This window comes from Domibacillus aminovorans, assembly GCF_001643235.1.
Taxonomy (GTDB): Bacteria; Bacillota; Bacilli; order Bacillales; family Domibacillaceae; genus Domibacillus; species Domibacillus aminovorans.
In genome coordinates, this window is the sequence record NZ_LQWY01000014.1 from 30,466 (window position 1) to 49,630 (window position 19,165).

A 19,165-nucleotide genomic window follows, 5' to 3' on the forward strand; every position below is an offset into this window, starting at 1 on the left:
TAATCCTTAAAGTGGATTGTCTAAAGACAAAAAAGCAGCTTTAAAGCTGCTTTTAAGGTGTTTTTATTTTGTTTCGCTCTATAGTTCGGTTCCTTTTTTATAGCTTTTTTAATGAAAAAAACAACAGTTATTCATTTTCTTCGGCATGTACTCCTGTTTGAGTAAGAATTGTATATTCATTGCCTCCAACTTCGATTAAAAAAACATCACTTTTTTCATTAACAGAGTAAATTTTAGTTCCTTCCTCAAAGGCATTCGAACTCCAATTTTCTGATGGACGTTTTTCTTGCTCCACTTTCTTTTTAACTTTGCCTACCTGTTCCTTTACCGTAAATTCATCGTTAGATACTAAACCTTGACCTATATAATCTTGTCCGTTAATTACAACAACGGCAGCATAGGACTCTTCACTAGTATAACCTGTATGTTCCCCAATATTATTGTTCTCTTCAGCAGTATTATTGTTCTCTTTAGCAGCATTTTTAGACTCTTCAGTATTGGAACATCCCGCGACAAATAATAAAATGATTATAGATGTTGCTAACGCTTTTTTTATAACAATCTACTCCTTATTTGAGTGTCAAATTTTCATCCAATTGGACACCTGAATTGTCTTCATACGCTTTTAGTGACTCTTTATATTCAAATTTACCAGCTGGCCCACCAACCATAATTAAGTCGCCTAATTCGGATTTTCTCAAAAATAGTATATATTTTTTACCAACTTTTAATAATGGGTGGTCTTCAAATACCATCTCACTGTTTCCATCTTGTAAAAATTCAATCTCTTTACTTTTGTCTATATCACCTTTATACACTTTATTAACTTTAAAAGCGAATTTTGTGAAAGGCACATTTTCATCGACCATATAGCTATCTAACACTGCGGTTGGTTTTCCTTCAATAATCAAATCTGCTTTTTGGTTGAGTTCTTCAAGATTATATGAAGGAAAAGTTGCTTCTACGGTTAATTTCGATTCTAACTCGGCCACTTTTACTTCTTGCTCGGCCACTTTTACTTCTTGCTTTGGCAACTCTTTAGTTGTGGTATTTTGCTCTTCCCCACCATAAAATCCATATATCCCAAGAGACGTTAGAGATACACCTATAACTGACAATAAATATTTACTCTTTTTATTCATGATTAATACCCCCAAATGTGTCCTAATCCGTATTTTTCATTTTGTGTTAACCCCGCGTAGTTTCCAGCGGATTGCCACATTAATCGGTTAATGTTTACTTGATATGTTAAGTCTTTTAATCCGAATACATGCCCCAGCTCGTGTTGAGCAATCCGGCTCCATTGAGCAGCTGGAAAATCATTTTGGTAAGCAGCGTTAAACTGCATGATCCACATTGTTTTATGTTGTCCAGATACATTCGAAAGAGTCCGTGCTACCCATCCAGAATTATAGTATGTTACGTCCTCTACAAAGTTAGTTGCATTTTGTGGTAGATAATTTGATGCTGTTAACTTACCATTGGTCTCACTATTAAGATAGTATCTACCAGTGTCCATCCGATCTTTCCAAAATTGTTCTGTGGTAAAGGTATAATAGAACGTAGTAGTTCGACCGTCAATCGTATGACTAGTTACCACAAATCCTCTTGATTCGCTTCCGGTTTCAGTAACAGTATGAGCAGATGCTTGATTAGAAGATAACACTCCAAAAAGACTAAGCAACATTATTAAACTTCCCAATATTTTTAATTTTGAAAACATTTTAATCGATTATCCCCTTGCTTTTAAATTTTTAAAAATCGAAATGAAGAAACTTAAATCTAAACACGATAAGCTAAAGATAAAACATGATTAGTGGAACTAGGATTGAGTTAATGATCATTAATATTTTTTTATCTTTCTCCTTTCCAATTATCTTTGTGTTTATATTACAGGTAATATGTTACAGGTAATTGGGTACATACACAACATTTTTTCATATTTTTTTACATTTAAGTAGTTTATATTACAAATTAGTTAATATTTTAATGATAAATTTAAGCTGTAAACTAAATAAAGTGTCGAAAATAGTCTATTTGTATTCATTAAATTTACTGTGTTTAAACGTTTCAAAATACTAAAATGAGTGTTGGGATAAAGTGAAAATCAAATGAACGAAAAATAGCCCCGGCCGCAAAAACGTAACCAGGGCATGCTCGTGTTTATTATTCTTCTTTTCGTATAAACGGATTCAAGCCGACTTTTTCTTTAATGAGAGCTGCAGCTTCTTCGGCCGATTCCTTGCTGTCAAAAACACCAGTGAAAATGCGGTACTTTCCAAGCGTGATCGTGGCCGCTTTTGCCGATTTAGGGGCGACACCTACCGATTTTGCAATACCGTCAGCTGTTGCCTGACATAGCGTACTAAAGTACTCCTGATTGTTTAACAGCTCCATATCTTTTTTGTTATCAATAAACGCCATTTCCAGCAATAAGGCTGTGGCTTTCGTGCCATTTAATACAGCTAAATCTTTGCGTACTTTGATTTTTCGGTCTGTTACACCGTACTTATCCAACACTTTTTTAATTTCCGCATGAACAATGTTTGCTTCTTCATTTGGAGAATAAACCAGCGTTTCGTAACCTGTGCCCCCGCCTGCGTTCAGGTGGATCGAAACAAATAGCTTTGCACCTGCTTCGTTCGATACTGCGCAACGTGCCGCTAAATCCCGGCTTTTATCCTTACTTAACGCTTTGTCAGATGTACGGGTGAACACAATCTTCACGTTATCCGGCAGGCGCTTTGCAATTTCACGGCCAATCGATGCTGCATATTGATATTCTTGGCCATACTTTACTGCACCTGGATCAGGAAGACCGTGTCCAAAATCGATGACAACTATGATTTCTTTACTCACTTCAAGCCCTCCTTCTTGTTGATTTCCTCATCCACCTTGCTACCAGCGATTTCTTCTTTTATCTGCTGAACAAGCGAATCCCTATCGCTTGTTTCAATAACTTTTAAACGCTCTGCGATGTGTGCTGGGATTAACACGTCCAACTCTGCGAGGTTTTCAACGATTGACAATCCTTCATTCGCGATATAAAAAAGAACCGTCGCATAGGTAACCGCCCCGTTTAAACCCAGGATTTGATCGATAATGTTAGCCATGATAATCACCCCGAAAACCAGCAGCTTGCGAGCATATCCAAACAAGCTTTTTCGGCTCCACAAATTGCCGTTCTTCACAGCTTTAAATATCCCTGTGACAATATCAATCCCCATCAATATTAATAATAAATCTAAAAACTTCACATCGCCAAATAAATACAGCTGCACGACTTCCAAATGATCCAAATCAACGCCTCCCATACTATTACCTCCTTGTCATTTAAAAAGGCGCCCGGAATGGACGCCCTTACATAGACACGATTATTTTTTAAATACTTACATTTGTACACTTTCCATATAACGAACCCATTCAGACAATGTAATGACTTCGATTTCATCCCGATTCGTGTACAGGTAATCGAGAATCTGCGTAAAATTGGCTGTTGAATAGTACATGCCATATGGATCTGCAGGCGGCGTATCTGCGATAAGGTGATTGGTAAACACGATGGTTCCACCTGCCTCAATGGTTGTATCAATGTCCGTGATAACAGAAGCGGGTGTCACACCATCAATCAGATTTCGCGTTTTCCCGCGCATTTTGTCCGGTATGACGTTTGAGTCGATCCCCTCAACTAAAGAACGGGCATAGCGTAATACGTTTCGGAAGTCAGGATTTGCCGCAATGTTTATATGGCCCCCGTAAGGATAGGCCAATATTTCAGACGCCCGTGTCCAGCCCTCATTGTTCAGCCAATCACGGCACTGTTCAACCTGTGAAACGGCGACCGCCACTGTGCCGTTGTTCAAGTTTGGATGGCTGTACGTGTGATTGAAAAGATCCCATCCGTACTCATAAAGATGAGCCAATTGATTGTACGACATCACTTTTTCGTAAGCAGGATCAACAATTTCATCTATCCAAGTAGGTACCACGCCAATATTTCCCCTGAATCCGCGTGCTTGAAGAAGCGGGAACGCCTTTGTATATTGCGATAGCCAACCGTCATCAAACGTAAAAATAGCTTTCGCCTTGCCTTTTTTGTAGCCAACGATGCTATCAAAAGTAAGTTCACAGCCGCCTGTTTCTGCTGGAATGCCCCGGATCTGCATGGATGTTTTTGCTGTGGTTAAGTCGGCCACACCCTCGACTATATAACTAGCTGTATCAATAATGAGCTCGTTCCAGCCCTCGGAAAGCTTACCCTCTCCGATTCGATAGGAAATGAAGTTTGTATAATCTGCTGTCTCCGCAAAATACAATTCAAGATCCACAATATTGTGAGCATTGACCACGAACAGATTCACGCGGATCGTTGCCGTGCGGGAAAGATCAATCGGAGCTAAATAGTTGTTACGAATCGCCGTCATGTTCGCGTCACCTGCTGCCATCAGGATCTTGACGCCCTGCCGCGCGTGTTTTCTGTTCACCGTATCTGCTTCCATCCGGTCGCCGTACCGCTTGACCCAACCACCAAAATCAGACCCCGTGAGCAGCACTACGCCTTCTGTATTGACCGGATCAAACGGCACACCCACCCCACCTTGACCGCCAGGCGTGAGCGGCTCGCCATTTAGGAACAACTCGCCCTTAAAATGAGATTCGCCATTTGGAAGGGTTCTGAACGTTTCGGTACGCGTGACGCCATTGAAAAAATCAATGACGAATGGACGTAGCTGCCCAGTTCCGCGTGATTGAATCCGAATACCCGCTTGCCTGGAATCCTCATACCCATTGTTGTAAATGTCAACAAATTCCGGACCGCCCGATTCGCCGTCTACTTCCCTCATAAGGGCGATAGTGGCCTCATTTCCCCCGTTCACATTCGGGTCAGGTGATGCGATTTCAACGACGGTATGCGTGATCCCTTTGCTCTTTATGCGATATAAATTAACATCTTCCCCCGGCAGCTCATAACTTCCCGCTGAGAAGTCCGGATCTTCCAGCTTGGAAATATCCTGCCAATCGTTATTTGTGATGCCATCCACCAGGCGATAGCTGCGGTTCTCTTCTGTCACGTAGCAGGATAGGCCCACGTAACGCCGCCCGCTCGGTAACGCGTCCCGTTCGGTCAGCGTGTTAAAAACTGTGCGAGAATCCAGCGGTATGCCAGAATTAAGATCAAAACCACTGGATAAAGGGATTCCAGCCATGAATAATCCCCTCCTTACTTAAAATTTAAATGTATTGGTGAATTTCGTTTGGCTCGTCGGGTTGTTCAGCGTGTACACGTAGTACGGCACCGCTATCCCGTCCAGCCCTGTGATCGTAACAGTGGTCCGGGTGTATGCGCCGATCGTTTCAAATCCATTTGCATCCGTGATGGAAGTAAGCAGTCCATACGACTGCGGATACGCAAAAACAAAGCGACTGTCCGACAGCGTGAACGCGTGCGCCGTATTGCTCTTTGTTTTCACCAGTTTTGTGAGCGCCTTGACCTGTGCAGCGGTCGGGCTTGCAGCCGCCTCGCTTCCTGCATACATCGGATAGACGTAAGTAATTGTTTTGGACGCTTCAGCCGATCCTTTTTCATCATAGGCTTTCACTTTAAATGTCACTGTGTCCGCCACGTCAGTATTTTCTGTGTACGTAAATGTGCCGCCTTGAGCGCTTGGATTATTCACCGCTTGGAGCAATGCTGCCCCCCTATAAAATTCTACCTTCGTCACGTCCATTAAATTCCGCGTGATAGTGCCTGTCAAAAGAATGGAGTCTATCAGATCACCGTATTCCTTCACCGAGACATTAGGATTTAAAGCAAGGATTGCACCAGGCGGTGTATAAACCAAATCGTATACACTCTCCATTTTTTGATCCAGGCTATTCACTTGATCTGCTGCTTGCTTTGCTAACACTCTCGCGATTTGATCGGCCATTATGCCACCGCCTTGCCTTTTACCATAACCGCGCCCCCGGTAACTGACACCACTTCGACGATGACGGTTTCCAGTCCTGTGATTTCAAACGACCAAATCTCACCTGTTCCGGTTGTGCTTGATGCGAATGTGAGCGACTGCAGGTTAATTCCCTGAATCGATCTCTTGATCCCGCTGGCCGATACCCCGTAAAACTTGATTTCTCTCGCTGCAGACGATCCGTATAATTCGACCGTCAACGTTTTGTAAGCTCCTACAGTGAAGGGTGTACCTTCACCCGCTGCAGTTACGGCATCATGAAACGTAACTTCCTGCGTCTTGAATTGTACATTTTCTATCGAAAGCGAATCCGCTGATATACTCGCCCCTTGTAAATCCACAGGAAGCCCACCTGGAATACTAATGCCTGCCAGCTGCACAGGTTGATTTTTCGTAAGCGGCTTAAATGTCCCTTGTGGAGAATCCGTTTTATCGGCTGTATCTAAATATTGCGGAATAGGCTGACCTGCCCCGTCTGTTAATAATACAGCGCTTGTGTGTTGTGCCATTTCGTCACCTCAGATCCATATTATTTAACTTCATTTTTCAACCATCCTAGTTGAAAAGCGTGGTTATTTTCTTTATGTCCCCTAATCAAACTCGATGATTTGCCAGTAATATTGCGCGCCATTCAACACATTGATTATAGTGGCGGTCGTACTGGACACTATAACCCCGTAATGATGCTTTTTGTAGGTACTTCCTGCAAACTCATAAGACACACTGACAATAATAATCGTTTTGGCAGGATTGACCGCGGAAAACGTGATCGGCATATCCCCAGTGGCTTCGGCAACGTCCGTACCTATTTGTTTCGATTTAAGTTTTTCCATTTCAACAACCGTTACGTGCATAGGGTCGCTTATTTGTCCATAATAATGCCGCCCAAACCACACCAAAGAATCCCCGTTTCCCGCAATATCTAAAGAGGCATGAAAAGCGTGATACCCATTGCCCACGTCACCGTTGGGGGAATGGATGATAATATAGGCATTATCTCGATTAATTTTTTCGATCGTCACGAATTTTGATAATTGACCATTGTGATCCCAACCTGCGGTAATGTGTTGAATTTTCTTAACACCACCCCTTCCCCCTGCAAAACTGCCGCCATGTTCACTAATCTCAATCATTCTTACACCTCACTCATCAGAACGCCGTCCGCATCATAAGACAGCATAAAGACTTCTGTTTTTGCCACAGTCGTACCGTTTGCCGCATAGTACGTAATCGTTCTTGTTGTGTATTTAGGGCTTGTTCCGCCACTTAAAACGGCTCTGACAGCTAGTGTGTTATCCAATTTACGCCGATACTCTATGGTTGTAAAAATCCCGTTTGCATCTTTACTGCTCTTGAATTTTTTAAAAGAAGTTTGTTCGATTTTCGTAATCACTCCCGCCGGAGACTCTTTTCCATTCGCAAGATCGTATGCCGCTTTCACGGATTTTGACGTTGCTGCTAACAATTCGCTAGAACTCGTTGTAGAGCTGGATAACTGCACAATCCCTTTAACCGTTGTCGTGGCATCTTTCAAATTGTCTTTATGAATAGCGTCCTGCTGTAGTTCGAGTAAAGCAAGGTACGTCCTGCTCATAAACCAATTCCAATAATCGGCAGGTGGTCTCTGACGTACTTTCCAGCCTTCATTTCTTAATGAACTTGGTGGTTCTGCACCTGCAGCATTCCATTGCGGTAACGGTTTTTCAAATCCCACGCCTACACCTCCTCTTTAAATCGGCAAATCAATTTCATTGTCAGATGAGAAAGCAATACCTAAATAGCCACCGATTTCTCCTTCTATATCCGAGAATCCTTTCGTTTCATCTTCTTCCATATCCATATCACCAAATTCAAACGTCCCTTCCAGCACCAGCTCTTCCAATTCAACGCCTGCGGACATACTGCTCCGGACCAATTTATAAAAATGATTCGGAGAAAGTGCCGTTTCATTCAGCCGTTCAATCGGGAAGCTATTAATTTTAATAGCCGCTGGCTTTGGTTCGTTTTTTTCAACGGTTGAATATTGATGTGGCGAAATAAAGTAATGCTCGGGCGTATCATCCCATAGCTCGTAGATTTTCACTTCATACGGCCGCACATTTAATGCAATGGAGATCACGCGGATCAAACTGTTAATGTCCCCGTTTGATTGATTGCCCGCGCTTTTCGCTTTCAATAAGACACGGTATACTTCATCCGCCGCAATCCCTCGCGGCTGCTTCAAATCTTCCCCGATCTCATCCAGCGCGAGCCCTTCTGCATTGTCAATTTCCCGCCATTCTTCAATTCGGATATTCGTTTCTTGCAGCAGCTCCAATTCATCGGAAAAAATCTGCATCATTTTTCCGAGATTGCTATTCTTATTTTTTTTACACCGATCTGTCAGGCGATAAAGAATGTCTTCCAGCGTAAACAACTTAAGCAATCAAGATCACCTCAATATCGGCCGCCTTTGTACGAGCGACCTGAAGCGGCAGGATATCTATGTTAGATGCCGTATAGTTTATGCCATCTGCAGAAACGGTCAATTGAAGATCACTGACACCAGGAACCTTCGCGATTTGATGACTTAATCGCCACAGAACCACATCAATTCCCATGCTCAAACCAGGATAGAGGGTTTGATCCGCGTCCTCTCCACCAATATAGGATACAAGCAAGGTCCGGACCTGATTTGCACCATTTGATCCAAAAGCGCTATTTGTCGTTAACGTCGCCTTAATCGAAACATTCACCACTTCAGCGCGGGTAAAACCTACCTTTTTTGGCCAGCCGCCATCGTCTAATACTGTTTTTTCAATTGCTCCATAAGGCTGAATCCCCCCAGCTTTATTCCGAAAGATCGTTTCCGCAATTTCTTGATCATTTCCACCGAGCACATAGGTTTCAAATGAGTGCGGCGGCCGGCCGTCTGCATCCGCGACGTTTTTTTCATTTTCGACGATGTTGACCGCCTGAATTCCCGGTAGTTCAAGGAGCTTAGAGCGCATACCTGGGATGGTTGTAGCTCCTTCCACTTGCTTGAAATAACGCGCGCGAAGTGCCTCGTCCTTTTCTACATCCCGTCCGCCTTCTGCTGGCCCTGGATTATTCACGCTCGTTACACCGCTTAGTGGCTCGACCTGGACGGTGATAGTATTTTCCCCAACTTTTGTATAAGCGCCTTTTTCGACGGATACAGCTTGCCCTGCTCCGTTTCCTGTTTCATCCAACGTGACATCTTCAATCAGATAAAAATAGATGTCTGTTTCCGTGGAAAATTGTCTTTGTTCAGGGATGACAAAGCCAGGCATACCCGTGAAGGTGAGCAAAACCATCGACTCCGATGCTAATTCCCTAGTGATGCCGCGATTTTTCACGCGCCGATCTAAGCTCACTCCATCTGCTTTGCTTACAGATCCGGCGTTGTATACCTGTTCGGATAATTCCCACACGACAGATAAAAAATAAGCGAACAAACGAATGATGATACCAAGCGGGCTCCGTGGGCTGATGTTGGTGTTTTCCCCGTATAACTCCCGTGATTTAATCCCCATATCATCAATTAATTCCGCATATGTTTTTCGTTTGAAACCATTTTTATCCAGCATCGACCGGCACCTCCCTTAACGCCATTTTTGTGCCGTCCTCTTTTTCTAACGCAAGAGAAACCGAGCGGTTCCGCTTTCCTTTATCATCGATGATTCGAACATCTGTCACCGACTGAATTCTATTTTCCTGTGAAATGGCTTCAATGATGTCATCCCGCGCTTCGGCTTGATCAGCCCGTTTCCCAAGCAGATGATCATACGAAAGCCCATGTTCTGCTTCCAAAAAAAACTCACCTTTCCGCGTTTGCAAAACATCCTCGACGGATTGAGCAAGTTCTTCATCACCCTCAACAAAAATCCATTCATTGTTTTCAAAAACTAAATCTCCATCCACTAACTTTGGCGCCCTCATGATGGAAACACCCCTATAACGACCCCATCTATGACACGGTGACGGTCTGAAAACTCTGGCGCAAACGATTTGTTTCCGTTCATATGATCGAGCGGTCTGTCCGCAAAGGACACATAGACCACATCACCCTCTGACACAAGACCGACGTGCTTTAATATGGGAGCGGCCAGGATAAAGTGCCCGTCACCCTCTTCTGTTTTATACAGCGTTTGCACGTCCGCGCTCGTTGTGCCATAGACATTCACGACGCGTGCAGGTGCAGCTACATGTATTTGTGCACCAATTTGTGCCGCATAACGCTCGAAAAAATTCGTATCTTCTGCCATCAGATCACCTCCACTTCTGTGATAAACTCTGAACCATTCCCCACGTGTTTCCCTTTTCGCGCTCGATATTGCCCGTTCGATGTCCGACTTTTAAATTCGACCAATACGCCCGGTGTGATTTTATGCTGCAATAGGCTTTTGGCTCGATACCCTTTCCCGCTATCGTCCGCGAAATATTCAGGTGAACCAATCAAACCGGTATCTTCAGAAAGAAAACAGATTTCAGAGGTTGCTTCCTTCAGTGAGCGGATGACTAGGTTTCCCCGTTTCCAGAACACGGACGCGCCGCAATCTTTCGCTACTGTGATCAAATGGTTCATTAACTTACCGGAAACGATATAGCCTTTTGGATAGGGTTTGTTGTCAGGGAGCTTCAATTCAGTCAAGCGCAATCCGAGCAAATCCACCAATTTCTTGATGATGACCTCTCCGAGCACCCCTTTTTTGAATGTGATGTTTTTTTCAGCCGTCTTTGCAGAGACATCCATCCCGTCAATGATTTTCAGCTCCGTGATTCGGTCCGCACCTTCTCGATACGTGCGAATAGAGGTTAATTTCCCACGGGATAACACCCCATAATTTCCCACATACCCGGCCTGCACGGATACGCTCATGCCTTTTCCTAACCGGCCGACAGATAACTTCGTTAGGTTATAAATATTGACCGTGATTTCATTAGGCGCCGTATCACTATCAAAAGGCACTTCAAACGTAATGTGAAAATCATTTCCGTTAAATGTGGTGTTCCAATTGAGACCTTGAATGTCTATAATCGTGACCCGTTTAAAAATGTAATTAGGATTCGTCAATCACATCAACCTCCGAATCTATGGTCAAAAACGTTGTCACCATTAAATTACCAAAGGTGATGCGCCCTTCTTTCCCTGATGTATCGATTGGCAGAAGCGCCGGTGCAGGCAATCGTGCATCCGGTTGATCTTGCCACAAATATTGCCCGAGAATCATTTTTTCACCAAGCGCAATCGGATTCCGGGCCGCATCGTATAAATCGACCGTAAAGAAATCAAAGGATTCGTTATAATTAATTCCTAGAACAAATTGTTCCCCGGCCAACTGAATCTCAAATTCTTCAGGCAAATAATCCTTTTCGATCGGGATATAAATCATCTGTCAGTTCCCTCCTGTTGTTGATCCGGAGCTTGCACCCTGACCGATGCCATTTGTTGTTGAATACGCATTCGATCCCTGCCCGATGGTGCCGACGCGTAACTTTACACCAACCGGGATTTTCGTTGGCGGGTATTTATTCCACTCTTGCAGCTGTTTCACAGTGGTGTTGTATTTCTTCGCTAAAGATGAATAGGTATCGCCCGCTTTGACAACGTGATACAGTTCTTTTGTTGCTTCAGGCTTTGTGTCAACCGGCTTTTTCTCTCCGGTGCTTTTCACTTTTTTCCACGGCGACGCTGCAAAGCGGACCGTTTGCAGCTTGATACTGATTTCAGACCCATTCGCGATGTTTGAATGCATATTCCCATCGATGGAAAGAATGATCACCTGTTTGGCAATATTCCGCCCCACATACGTGAACACCGTCCCTTTTTTCATTTCGTCTTTTAAATACTGCTTGTCCCTCACATAATTCGGGCCTAAAATATAGCCGGACAACGAAAAGTCATCCGGCTTGGTGATAATATGGTCCGTGTACGATTCACTTCGCTCAACGGGATAGGTGGTCGCTTCGATGGAGCTGGAATCCCCTTCTGATTCAATCGAAAGATTAATTGGTCCAAGTCTGGCCATCTTATACCCCCTCCGGATTAAGCAGTAATGCCTGCAATTTTTTGTAATGCGCTTCAAGCTGACTTTCCACCTGTTGTTTAATGCTTTCGCTCACATTTCCACCTGCAGGTACCGTGATGTTTATTTCCGGACTATACGTAAGGGTAATATTACGTGAACCAGCGCTATTTGTTGGACTGTACGATTCAGCGGGTAAATGATCACCTGCAGTAATGCCTACACCCATTGCAGACGCGGATTTTGAAAGTAAACTTAATCCTCTAGCTCGTCTTGCAGCACTGAGCGGGATAATGGCCTCTGGCCCAGCTTCACCGACAAGCCCCATGTGCGCTCTCGTCACGATGCCGCCGTTTGCATATTTCCGGGCGCCTGTCGGCCCCCATCCTCTTTTTCCATAAGGTAAATCACGCCGCCAATTCGTATTATTAAAGAACGCCATGAGCTGGTCTATTCCGGATAAAATATTAGAATGTCCTTTTACCATGTAATTCTTAAAAGTTGACGGTATATATTGAAGCAAACCGCGTGCCGGCGTTCCATTTCTCATATTAATGTCATTAACAGCAGGACTTTGGAAGATTCTTTGATTCCCTTTGGATTCTCGATCAATCTGTGCAATGATCCCCTGTACTTGTGCCGGTGTTACCGCTTCATTCATTCGTTGAGCTGCCTGAATGATTGCGGGCCTCCACGCAGCCGCTCCACCCGTAACATTAGGAATAGCCCCGCTGTGAGCCTGTTCAGCAGGCATTTGTACACCTTTAAAATCCGCATGAACATGATCGGTATGCGGATTCAACCCTGTATATGGACGCCATGCGCCGCCAGAGCTTGAAATTCGTCTGTTATAAATAACATACTGAATATCTTTGACTTGCCGCATGAATTCAGCGATTTTAGACATAGTTTCATGCGAACCGCCAATATCAAAAGCGCGTCCGTATGCGTGCATACTTTTCACGTTTGAGTTCCCCACCACGCCTCGATCCGCAAATCCACCCATAAAACGCGTCGGCCCGAATCGGTCTTTGACCTGGTTATACCAGTATTCAACGTACTTCATCATGCCGCCCATACCAGCTCCGCGTCCGACTTTATGCGGATCTTTTTCCATACCGCTTGTATATCCTCCCGAAGAGAGTAACTTTCCTCCCACAAAGTTGACAGCCGCATCTTTAATCATTTTCAAAGCGCCAGATCCTACGTCTTTAAAAACACCTTTCATTTGAGGGAACACGACGCCCAGTCCGGACCATACTTTATCCAAAAGACCGGATGGATTACCAAAGTAAGAAAAGACATCTACGCCAATATCTTTTACTTTTCCGGCAGCATCTTTAATCCCGTCCCATGCACCGGATGCAGTATTTTTAATGGCATTTCCAGCTCCAGACATGAAATTTCCTACAGTAGTATTGCCCTGATTGTATGCTGGAATGGACCCTAGTACTTTACGTGTATTGGTTGCAGAGAGTACTTGCGTCCCTTTCGGAAGGTTCATGATCGTGTTTGTTGACGGACTTAATCCCATGTCTCCACGAGGAGTGCGATAAAGTTCCGGTCCTGCATTCGATCCTCGTCCGTCGCCCAGCACGGCGGGTCCTCCGGGATGATAATTGGTTCCGTTAGCATACTGAGGAATTTTCCATTCTCCCATAATCGATTCAGCGCCTAGTTTGCCTAAAACCCACTTAACACCGTCCGTTACACCATCGATGATTTTCTTGATCCCTTTGAAAATATCAGTACCTAACGCTTTTACTCCGGCAGTCACATCTCCGGAAGCACTTTTAATACCAGCCCCAATTCTTTTCGGCAGGTCTTTGGCTCCTTTGACAATACCTTCCCACACTTTTCCAATATCGGACTTGAACAGACCGAATATTATTTTTGTTTCTTCCCTCATCGTTCCCCAGGCTGTTTTTACCGCTAACTTGATACGACTAAGCATTCCCATAAAATTTCCATGAATGGCTAACCAGACCCCGTTAATGGCATTCTTGAATCCTTTCATGATGCTTTCGCCGATCCATTTCATGGCTGTAAAACCGTCAGAAACCGTACTTTTCACAACGTTCACGCTGGTTGTAAATGCGGAACGTATTCCAGTCCACATCCCGACGAATACGCCTTTAAACCCTTGTATAAAGAGCTTTCCAGCACTTAAAATACGCCCGAACATCAGTAAGTTAATGTAATTCCAAACAAATTGAATGGCTCCAAAAAAGACCTGTTTAATGCCTGCCCACATTAGTTTAAAATCTAATGTGAAAAGCCCTGTAAAGATTTTGACAATGCCCATAATCACTTTTAATGCGCCGTCGATCACACCCTTGATGTTGCCCCATACAGATTTAATCAACAGGAGCACCGCAGGCCACACAAATTTCATGACCTTCCAGATCACACCTAAAACTGTGCCAATCACCGTGCTAATGACGGTCCACACGTTTTTCCCTGCTTGCAGGATTTGCGTGCCATTTTCATCCCAAAACGCACGGAGTTGATCCAGTTTTTGTTTCCCGAACGTCACAATGGTATCAAGCGCCTGCATGATGTACGGTTTTATGAATCCAAATACGCTAACAGCTGACGATTTAATCGTATTCCAGCCATTAATGACGCCCTCTTTAAACTTATCCGAACGTGTCCACAGCAAATAAAACGCAACACCTAGACCAAGAACAACGCCAGAAACGAGAAGGACGGTACCCATCATGGCTCCCAGGCCTTGAACAAGCGGACCTATCACGAGCATAATCGAGGCAAATGCTGCTTTTAACCCCATAACCCAGCCTATCCCTGCCGCTAAAGGCGTGAGCATCAAAAGAGCCGTTGATGCCAAGTAGATAAACATTCCGCCAATTCTTGTAAACCACGGACTAATTTCATTCAGACGTTGAACAAATTCACCTACTTTGGTACCCACATTCACAATCGTTGCAGCAATTTGTCCCCAAAATTCAACGAACGGTGCCACTGCCTTCGTCCAAGTTCCTTTAAAATTCTCCCAGGCAACACCGAGCGGCATTAAACTGTCTTCCAAATCCTTTATTTGTTTATCTGTTTCTTTCTTTAAGTTGGCGAGTTCGGATGTAGCTTGTTTCGTGATGAGTTTATATCGCTGGTGAAAATCTTTTACATATTGATCTAATTGAGGCTGCGTCATTTGAGTCATCGCCTGAATTTCAGAAGCGGCAGAAGGCCCCATCTTTTGGAGTTCAGCCATCATAGCATCACTCACGCCTCGTCCAGCCAATGTTTTTAAATTACTTGACCAATTACGGATAATGACGACTTGTTCTTGAAGATTTTTTGATAACTGGTCAGGATCTATTTTTGGCGTCGCTACATCTTGGAAAATACTCGCGAATAATTTAATTTCACTTATACGATCCGCGAGCGCGTCTTTGTAAATCTTGTTTATCAGGTCTTGCTCTGCTTTGACCTCTGCGGGATCAGGACCGAGCGCAGCATTCGCTACAACAGCTGTGAATGCAATCCAGGCAGCAGCCGCAAACATGAGGACCATTTGCTGGCGCATTACCCCTTGATTAATCAACGCGATTTGATCCGCTAAATCTTTCATACTCGCATTTGGACCAAGCATTTGAAGAGCCAAATTTGCCGCGTTCGCTTCACGGGCCATGCGCTCCATTCCGCTTGTAATACTAAGAAACGGTTTGTTCACACTGAGCATGACATTGCCCATGCGGTCGTAATTCTTGATGATTTTATCACTCTGACCGCTCATAGCGCTCATCGTGGCGATCTGTTGAATAAAGCCCTGTCTCATTGCCAAATTGCTGTTAATCATTTGATCAGAAGCTTTTTTATGCTCTTTCCCAAGCTTGCGAATGTCTTGCATAAAGTCATTGGTCGTTCCGCTGTAATGCCCCATCTGCGTGCTGAGTTTGAACACATCGCCTTCTACATCCGCCAACACCCGGCGATACTTATCCAAGTTGTTATGATTCTGTACCAACGAGCGACGCATGTCACCGCTCATACTGTTCCAGCTGTCCGCCATATGCCGCGCAGATCCGCCAGCTGTTTGAGCTAATTGGCGAATGACATCACTTTGCGCTCCTAATTGCCGGTTGACCACCTGTGTCTCGTCAATCAGACGTTGATTCGAACGAATAATGTTGTTGTTTGCACTTGTTTGCGTTCTTTCGTACCCGCCGATCTGCCGCTGCAACTCTCGTAAATGACGCTGTGTTTCTGCAATCGGTGATGTATCGGCATGGATGCCAATATCAACTAGTAAATCACGAACAGATTCCATCCTCTCCCCCCTTTCGTCTGTTTATTTTTTGTTGATCGCTTTCTTTTCCATCTCGATTTTAATGTCGTACGCTGCATTGACTTTATCCAATTGATAGCGGGAGAGCTGTTCCGCTTCTGCATAAGAAAGGCCACGCTCTAAAATAGGGCGATAGAAAAACCATTCCTCATTCACTTCTTTTTTCAGAATTGCCTTTGTTTTACTGCCGTTTTCACTCTCGAAGAAAGGCGGCAGCCTCTTTCATGAGTTCATCAAACCCATCATGTCCCTCGATGCCTTTTGCTTCATTCCCGTCAAAGTACTCCCAGTTTACTTTTGGTGAAACAATGACGTGTTTCATTAGTTCCTCATAAAATTTTTCCGTCGAAAATTTCCCTTCACCTGTCTGAACACGATCCTGAATTCTTGTCGCTTCACGGTGTCCTGGGTGTTGTAATGTGTATTCTGTGCCTTCTACTTCAACGATTTTTTGGGTACCTAATTTAGTTGTCATTTTAAAAATCTCTCCTTTTGTGTGTAAAAATAAAGAAGCAGCCCGAGTGGACCGCTTCGTGGTATTATTTGGTTTCTTGCGTTTACCTGGCTGCATATTCTATCACTCTGACGTGTAATCGAAAACCTTGACTTCATATTCACGCCCGCTGGCTTCATCGCCATATTCCTTGCCAGCCGTTTTCTTGATTCGTGCCCGCGTGCCGCCCGTTACTTCTTTTGGCGTTCCTGAATAGTTATTCCAGATAGGGAATTCTGTACGATTTTTAGCCAACGCTTCCACATATGCCACATGAGGTGATGTTTGCGATAACGTGAACGTGATCGTCCCTAATGGGTTATTGGATTCGGACACAATAACCTCACCTTGCGCATCCACTTTCTCAGAGAAAAAATCTTCATCCTTTTCTGAATTGACCATTGTACCTTCTTCAAACCCTGTTATGATTCGTGATCCTACTGTTAATACACAAAGATCCGCATTATATGATCCCATTGATTAGTCCCTCCTTTATTTAATGACTTCGCCTGTGATATTGGCTTCATGAATGGCTCCTGCCAACTCAAAAGAAAAGCCCAAACCGTTATAAATACGCGCCCCACGTTCTGCCGCTTGTACTTCAGTACGTGACAAAGTAGACGTGGAATAAATCGGATTTTTCGCATCATCTTCTGCAATAATCCCTTGACGATGGCCCAGTTTAAGTGCTGTTTTCGTTGCTGAATCCAGCGTAGCAATCCCACGATGATCAAACGGCAGTTTTTTGTTTTGGATATACGTGTTTTGTACATTCTTTTCAATTTCTGTGATCACCCATGACAGACCATGCACGACATCGATGTATTCACCGGATACCACTTTTCCCTCAGACGTTTGAGCAATGCCCATCTTACGGACATAACAGATCGCCCCGTCTGCATGGATCGTATTCATTTCATCGTCCAGCATTTCAGTTGGCGTGATGCCTTTCAGCGTTTTAAATTTCCACGTAAGCGACCCGACCTCTTGTGAACCGAGCGCACCGACAAGCGCCGCATCAATGCCTTCATCCGGCACATGATACGTATTGATTGTGTATTTATATGATTTCGCTTTAATGGTTGCACGGTCAGCTTGGAGCTTTGTACGCATGGAGAACATTTTGAATTTTTTCAGTTCAATGAAATCAGCTACTTTGATTTGCTCCGCGATCACTTCATCGGATACAACCGCAAAATACCAATCCTCATCGTAATATTTCGTAACCGCATCGACTGCTGTTTTTGGCGCTGGTGCGACCGCTGCGGTGTCATACGTAGCAATGGCAATTACCGCTGGCGGCTGTTCCTGATTAAAGATGGCGAATGCTTTTTTGTACACGGATGTTGATTCAATATAATCAACCTTCACCGCTTCAATCGAGCTATAATTTTTAAGCGAGCTTGTCCCTGTTTTTTGCGCAAGGATGAGCGGCTTGCCTAAACCCGTTAAACCCAGTGGCTTCCGTAAATTAATGGTGACTTTGACGTCTTTCATGGTCATTTAATTTCCCTCCTGTTGGATGTTCGCTTTTTCGATCCATTCCATTTCACGGTCGATGTGATGCTTCGAACGTACCTGGACATCAAACCCGTGTTTATATTCATAATGATTCACAATATGCGTCGTTCGATTTTCCACGTTTCCAAGACGGTGAACCGCTGTCCCTTCATCAATGAAATAAAGAGCGCCCGCAAATTGAAACCAGCCATGAGCCAGCACAGCCAGTTCTCTCGATAAATCTTCATCAACATGGAAAAAGCTGAATGAGATGGACATCAAAGGCTGCGTCGTCAAACGTTCATATACGGACTCTCCTTCTGTATATTGCGTCACGTTTCCCCGGCCTCGTCCTTTGATATGCGGTGACGTGACCTTGTATTGCCCGTATGGGAGCGGCGGCTGTTTAGCGCCCTGTTGGTCTGCCTTGACGATTAAAACGCCTGCGTGAACCGACAGGACCTCAATCATGGCTTTCACATCATTTGTTTTCATTGCCAACCCACCTTGCCACGTACATTTTCACATCCGTATAATCGGTAAAATCATCGAATTCCTGGATCGTATAGCGGATACCCTTATATACAATGGTCTGTCCTAGCTTTAGATAGACCAATGTGAGCAACTTCCGATCTTTGGTCGAATACGTACCTGCTTCAGAATAATGAAGTTCATCTTTACCGGAACCATTCTGACTGAAAGGAAGTAAAACCCCTGTCACATCCGCTGGATACGTTGTACTGTCGATCCAATCCCCATTAGAAGCATAAGAACCGCCAGCCGCTTCCACGTCTGCTTTAAAGATCACGCCAAATGAGTGAATCATCGATGCGAAACTTATTTTTTCAGGCACTTTTTAACACCA

General features: G+C 44.1%; 24 protein-coding genes. All 24 read right to left on the bottom strand.

The window, feature by feature from the left end:
* Positions 1-127: 127 nt before the first annotated feature.
* The 24 genes from AWH49_RS19915 to AWH49_RS06870 all read right to left on the bottom strand — a co-directional run bounded on the left by AWH49_RS19915 (position 128) and on the right by AWH49_RS06870 (position 19,153).
* Positions 128-295, bottom strand: a complete 168-nt coding sequence (locus tag AWH49_RS19915; RefSeq protein ID WP_157723677.1) for a hypothetical protein — start codon at positions 293-295, stop codon at positions 128-130.
* Positions 296-569: 274 nt separating this feature from the next.
* Entirely contained in the window at positions 570-1,142 is a 573-nt protein-coding gene (locus tag AWH49_RS06765; protein WP_063965085.1) for a hypothetical protein, read from the bottom strand.
* A gap of 2 nt (positions 1,143-1,144) precedes the next feature.
* Positions 1,145-1,723: a hypothetical protein gene (locus AWH49_RS06770; protein WP_063965086.1), complete on the bottom strand. Its 579-nt coding sequence runs from the start codon at positions 1,721-1,723 to the stop codon at positions 1,145-1,147.
* A gap of 443 nt (positions 1,724-2,166) precedes the next feature.
* The gene (locus tag AWH49_RS06775; protein WP_063965087.1) at positions 2,167-2,859 is read right to left on the bottom strand and encodes an N-acetylmuramoyl-L-alanine amidase; all 693 of its coding nucleotides are present in this window, start codon (positions 2,857-2,859) and stop codon (positions 2,167-2,169) included.
* Positions 2,856-3,314, bottom strand: coding sequence for a phage holin family protein (locus AWH49_RS06780; RefSeq protein ID WP_063965088.1), 459 nt, complete (start codon positions 3,312-3,314; stop codon positions 2,856-2,858). The genes AWH49_RS06775 and AWH49_RS06780 overlap by 4 nt, the downstream gene beginning before the upstream one ends.
* Before the next feature lie 75 nt (positions 3,315-3,389).
* Positions 3,390-5,090, bottom strand: coding sequence for a polysaccharide deacetylase family protein (locus AWH49_RS06785; protein WP_157723678.1), 1,701 nt, complete (start codon positions 5,088-5,090; stop codon positions 3,390-3,392).
* A 135-nt stretch (positions 5,091-5,225) separates the two neighbouring features.
* Positions 5,226-5,930 carry a hypothetical protein gene (locus AWH49_RS06790; RefSeq protein WP_063965090.1) on the bottom strand — a complete coding sequence of 235 codons (705 nt, stop codon included), beginning with the start codon at positions 5,928-5,930 and terminating at the stop codon, positions 5,226-5,228.
* Positions 5,930-6,478, bottom strand: coding sequence for a hypothetical protein (locus AWH49_RS06795; protein ID WP_082862697.1), 549 nt, complete (start codon positions 6,476-6,478; stop codon positions 5,930-5,932). The genes AWH49_RS06790 and AWH49_RS06795 overlap by 1 nt, the downstream gene beginning before the upstream one ends.
* Before the next feature lie 81 nt (positions 6,479-6,559).
* Positions 6,560-7,102, bottom strand: a complete 543-nt coding sequence (locus tag AWH49_RS06800; RefSeq protein ID WP_063965091.1) for a hypothetical protein — start codon at positions 7,100-7,102, stop codon at positions 6,560-6,562.
* Between the two features lie 2 nt (positions 7,103-7,104).
* On the bottom strand, positions 7,105-7,683 hold the full coding sequence (locus AWH49_RS06805) for a phage tail protein (protein WP_063965092.1): 579 nt from the start codon (positions 7,681-7,683) through the stop codon (positions 7,105-7,107).
* Between the two features lie 15 nt (positions 7,684-7,698).
* Positions 7,699-8,394 carry a hypothetical protein gene (locus AWH49_RS06810; RefSeq protein WP_094777148.1) on the bottom strand — a complete coding sequence of 232 codons (696 nt, stop codon included), beginning with the start codon at positions 8,392-8,394 and terminating at the stop codon, positions 7,699-7,701.
* Positions 8,387-9,559: a baseplate J/gp47 family protein gene (locus AWH49_RS06815; protein ID WP_063965093.1), complete on the bottom strand. Its 1,173-nt coding sequence runs from the start codon at positions 9,557-9,559 to the stop codon at positions 8,387-8,389. Before AWH49_RS06815 ends, AWH49_RS06810 begins: the two co-directional genes overlap by 8 nt.
* On the bottom strand, positions 9,549-9,911 hold the full coding sequence (locus AWH49_RS06820; protein WP_063965094.1) for a contractile injection system sheath initiator: 363 nt from the start codon (positions 9,909-9,911) through the stop codon (positions 9,549-9,551). The genes AWH49_RS06815 and AWH49_RS06820 overlap by 11 nt, the downstream gene beginning before the upstream one ends.
* Complete coding sequence (locus AWH49_RS06825) at positions 9,908-10,237, bottom strand: hypothetical protein (RefSeq protein ID WP_063965095.1); 330 nt, start codon at positions 10,235-10,237, stop codon at positions 9,908-9,910. Before AWH49_RS06825 ends, AWH49_RS06820 begins: the two co-directional genes overlap by 4 nt.
* Positions 10,237-11,046 (bottom strand): phage protein, encoded by an 810-nt coding sequence (locus AWH49_RS06830; RefSeq protein ID WP_063965096.1) that lies wholly within the window; start codon positions 11,044-11,046, stop codon positions 10,237-10,239. Before AWH49_RS06830 ends, AWH49_RS06825 begins: the two co-directional genes overlap by 1 nt.
* The gene (locus AWH49_RS06835; protein ID WP_063965097.1) at positions 11,033-11,365 is read right to left on the bottom strand and encodes a phage baseplate plug family protein; all 333 of its coding nucleotides are present in this window, start codon (positions 11,363-11,365) and stop codon (positions 11,033-11,035) included. Before AWH49_RS06835 ends, AWH49_RS06830 begins: the two co-directional genes overlap by 14 nt.
* A gap of 3 nt (positions 11,366-11,368) precedes the next feature.
* Positions 11,369-12,001 (bottom strand): LysM peptidoglycan-binding domain-containing protein, encoded by a 633-nt coding sequence (locus AWH49_RS06840; RefSeq protein ID WP_063965098.1) that lies wholly within the window; start codon positions 11,999-12,001, stop codon positions 11,369-11,371.
* A 1-nt stretch (position 12,002) separates the two neighbouring features.
* Positions 12,003-16,289 (bottom strand): VldE C-terminal domain-containing protein, encoded by a 4,287-nt coding sequence (locus AWH49_RS06845; RefSeq protein ID WP_063965099.1) that lies wholly within the window; start codon positions 16,287-16,289, stop codon positions 12,003-12,005.
* 21 nt (positions 16,290-16,310) lie between these two features.
* Positions 16,311-16,463 carry a hypothetical protein gene (locus AWH49_RS20300; protein WP_169815977.1) on the bottom strand — a complete coding sequence of 51 codons (153 nt, stop codon included), beginning with the start codon at positions 16,461-16,463 and terminating at the stop codon, positions 16,311-16,313.
* A 37-nt stretch (positions 16,464-16,500) separates the two neighbouring features.
* Positions 16,501-16,782: a hypothetical protein gene (locus tag AWH49_RS06850; RefSeq protein WP_063965100.1), complete on the bottom strand. Its 282-nt coding sequence runs from the start codon at positions 16,780-16,782 to the stop codon at positions 16,501-16,503.
* Between the two features lie 102 nt (positions 16,783-16,884).
* Positions 16,885-17,277 (bottom strand): phage structural protein, encoded by a 393-nt coding sequence (locus AWH49_RS06855; RefSeq protein WP_063965101.1) that lies wholly within the window; start codon positions 17,275-17,277, stop codon positions 16,885-16,887.
* 15 nt (positions 17,278-17,292) lie between these two features.
* A complete protein-coding gene (locus AWH49_RS06860) occupies positions 17,293-18,303 on the bottom strand; it encodes a DUF3383 family protein (protein WP_063965102.1) in 1,011 nt (336 codons plus the stop codon).
* The gene (locus AWH49_RS06865; protein ID WP_063965103.1) at positions 18,304-18,795 is read right to left on the bottom strand and encodes a phage neck terminator protein; all 492 of its coding nucleotides are present in this window, start codon (positions 18,793-18,795) and stop codon (positions 18,304-18,306) included.
* Positions 18,782-19,153, bottom strand: coding sequence for a hypothetical protein (locus AWH49_RS06870; protein ID WP_063965104.1), 372 nt, complete (start codon positions 19,151-19,153; stop codon positions 18,782-18,784). The genes AWH49_RS06865 and AWH49_RS06870 overlap by 14 nt, the downstream gene beginning before the upstream one ends.
* Between the last annotated feature and the right edge of the window lie 12 nt (positions 19,154-19,165).

What these genes read in the sequence shown, in the direction of transcription:
- AWH49_RS06820 (WP_063965094.1), bottom strand. Translation starts at nt 9,911, where the DNA reads ATGAGGGCGCCAAAGTTAGTGGATGGAGATTTAGTTTTTGAAAACAAT.
- AWH49_RS06845 (WP_063965099.1), bottom strand. Translation starts at nt 16,289, where the DNA reads ATGGAATCTGTTCGTGATTTACTAGTTGATATTGGCATCCATGCCGAT.
- AWH49_RS06780 (WP_063965088.1), bottom strand. Translation starts at nt 3,314, where the DNA reads ATGGGAGGCGTTGATTTGGATCATTTGGAAGTCGTGCAGCTGTATTTA.
- AWH49_RS06765 (WP_063965085.1), bottom strand. Translation starts at nt 1,142, where the DNA reads ATGAATAAAAAGAGTAAATATTTATTGTCAGTTATAGGTGTATCTCTA.
- AWH49_RS06770 (WP_063965086.1), bottom strand. Translation starts at nt 1,723, where the DNA reads ATGTTTTCAAAATTAAAAATATTGGGAAGTTTAATAATGTTGCTTAGT.
- AWH49_RS06795 (WP_082862697.1), bottom strand. Translation starts at nt 6,478, where the DNA reads ATGGCACAACACACAAGCGCTGTATTATTAACAGACGGGGCAGGTCAG.
- AWH49_RS06825 (WP_063965095.1), bottom strand. Translation starts at nt 10,237, where the DNA reads ATGGCAGAAGATACGAATTTTTTCGAGCGTTATGCGGCACAAATTGGT.
- AWH49_RS06850 (WP_063965100.1), bottom strand. Translation starts at nt 16,782, where the DNA reads ATGACAACTAAATTAGGTACCCAAAAAATCGTTGAAGTAGAAGGCACA.
- AWH49_RS06790 (WP_063965090.1), bottom strand. Translation starts at nt 5,930, where the DNA reads ATGGCCGATCAAATCGCGAGAGTGTTAGCAAAGCAAGCAGCAGATCAA.
- AWH49_RS06835 (WP_063965097.1), bottom strand. Translation starts at nt 11,365, where the DNA reads ATGATTTATATCCCGATCGAAAAGGATTATTTGCCTGAAGAATTTGAG.
- AWH49_RS06840 (WP_063965098.1), bottom strand. Translation starts at nt 12,001, where the DNA reads ATGGCCAGACTTGGACCAATTAATCTTTCGATTGAATCAGAAGGGGAT.
- AWH49_RS06855 (WP_063965101.1), bottom strand. Translation starts at nt 17,277, where the DNA reads ATGGGATCATATAATGCGGATCTTTGTGTATTAACAGTAGGATCACGA.
- AWH49_RS06800 (WP_063965091.1), bottom strand. Translation starts at nt 7,102, where the DNA reads ATGATTGAGATTAGTGAACATGGCGGCAGTTTTGCAGGGGGAAGGGGT.
- AWH49_RS06815 (WP_063965093.1), bottom strand. Translation starts at nt 9,559, where the DNA reads ATGCTGGATAAAAATGGTTTCAAACGAAAAACATATGCGGAATTAATT.
- AWH49_RS06865 (WP_063965103.1), bottom strand. Translation starts at nt 18,795, where the DNA reads ATGAAAACAAATGATGTGAAAGCCATGATTGAGGTCCTGTCGGTTCAC.
- AWH49_RS06860 (WP_063965102.1), bottom strand. Translation starts at nt 18,303, where the DNA reads ATGACCATGAAAGACGTCAAAGTCACCATTAATTTACGGAAGCCACTG.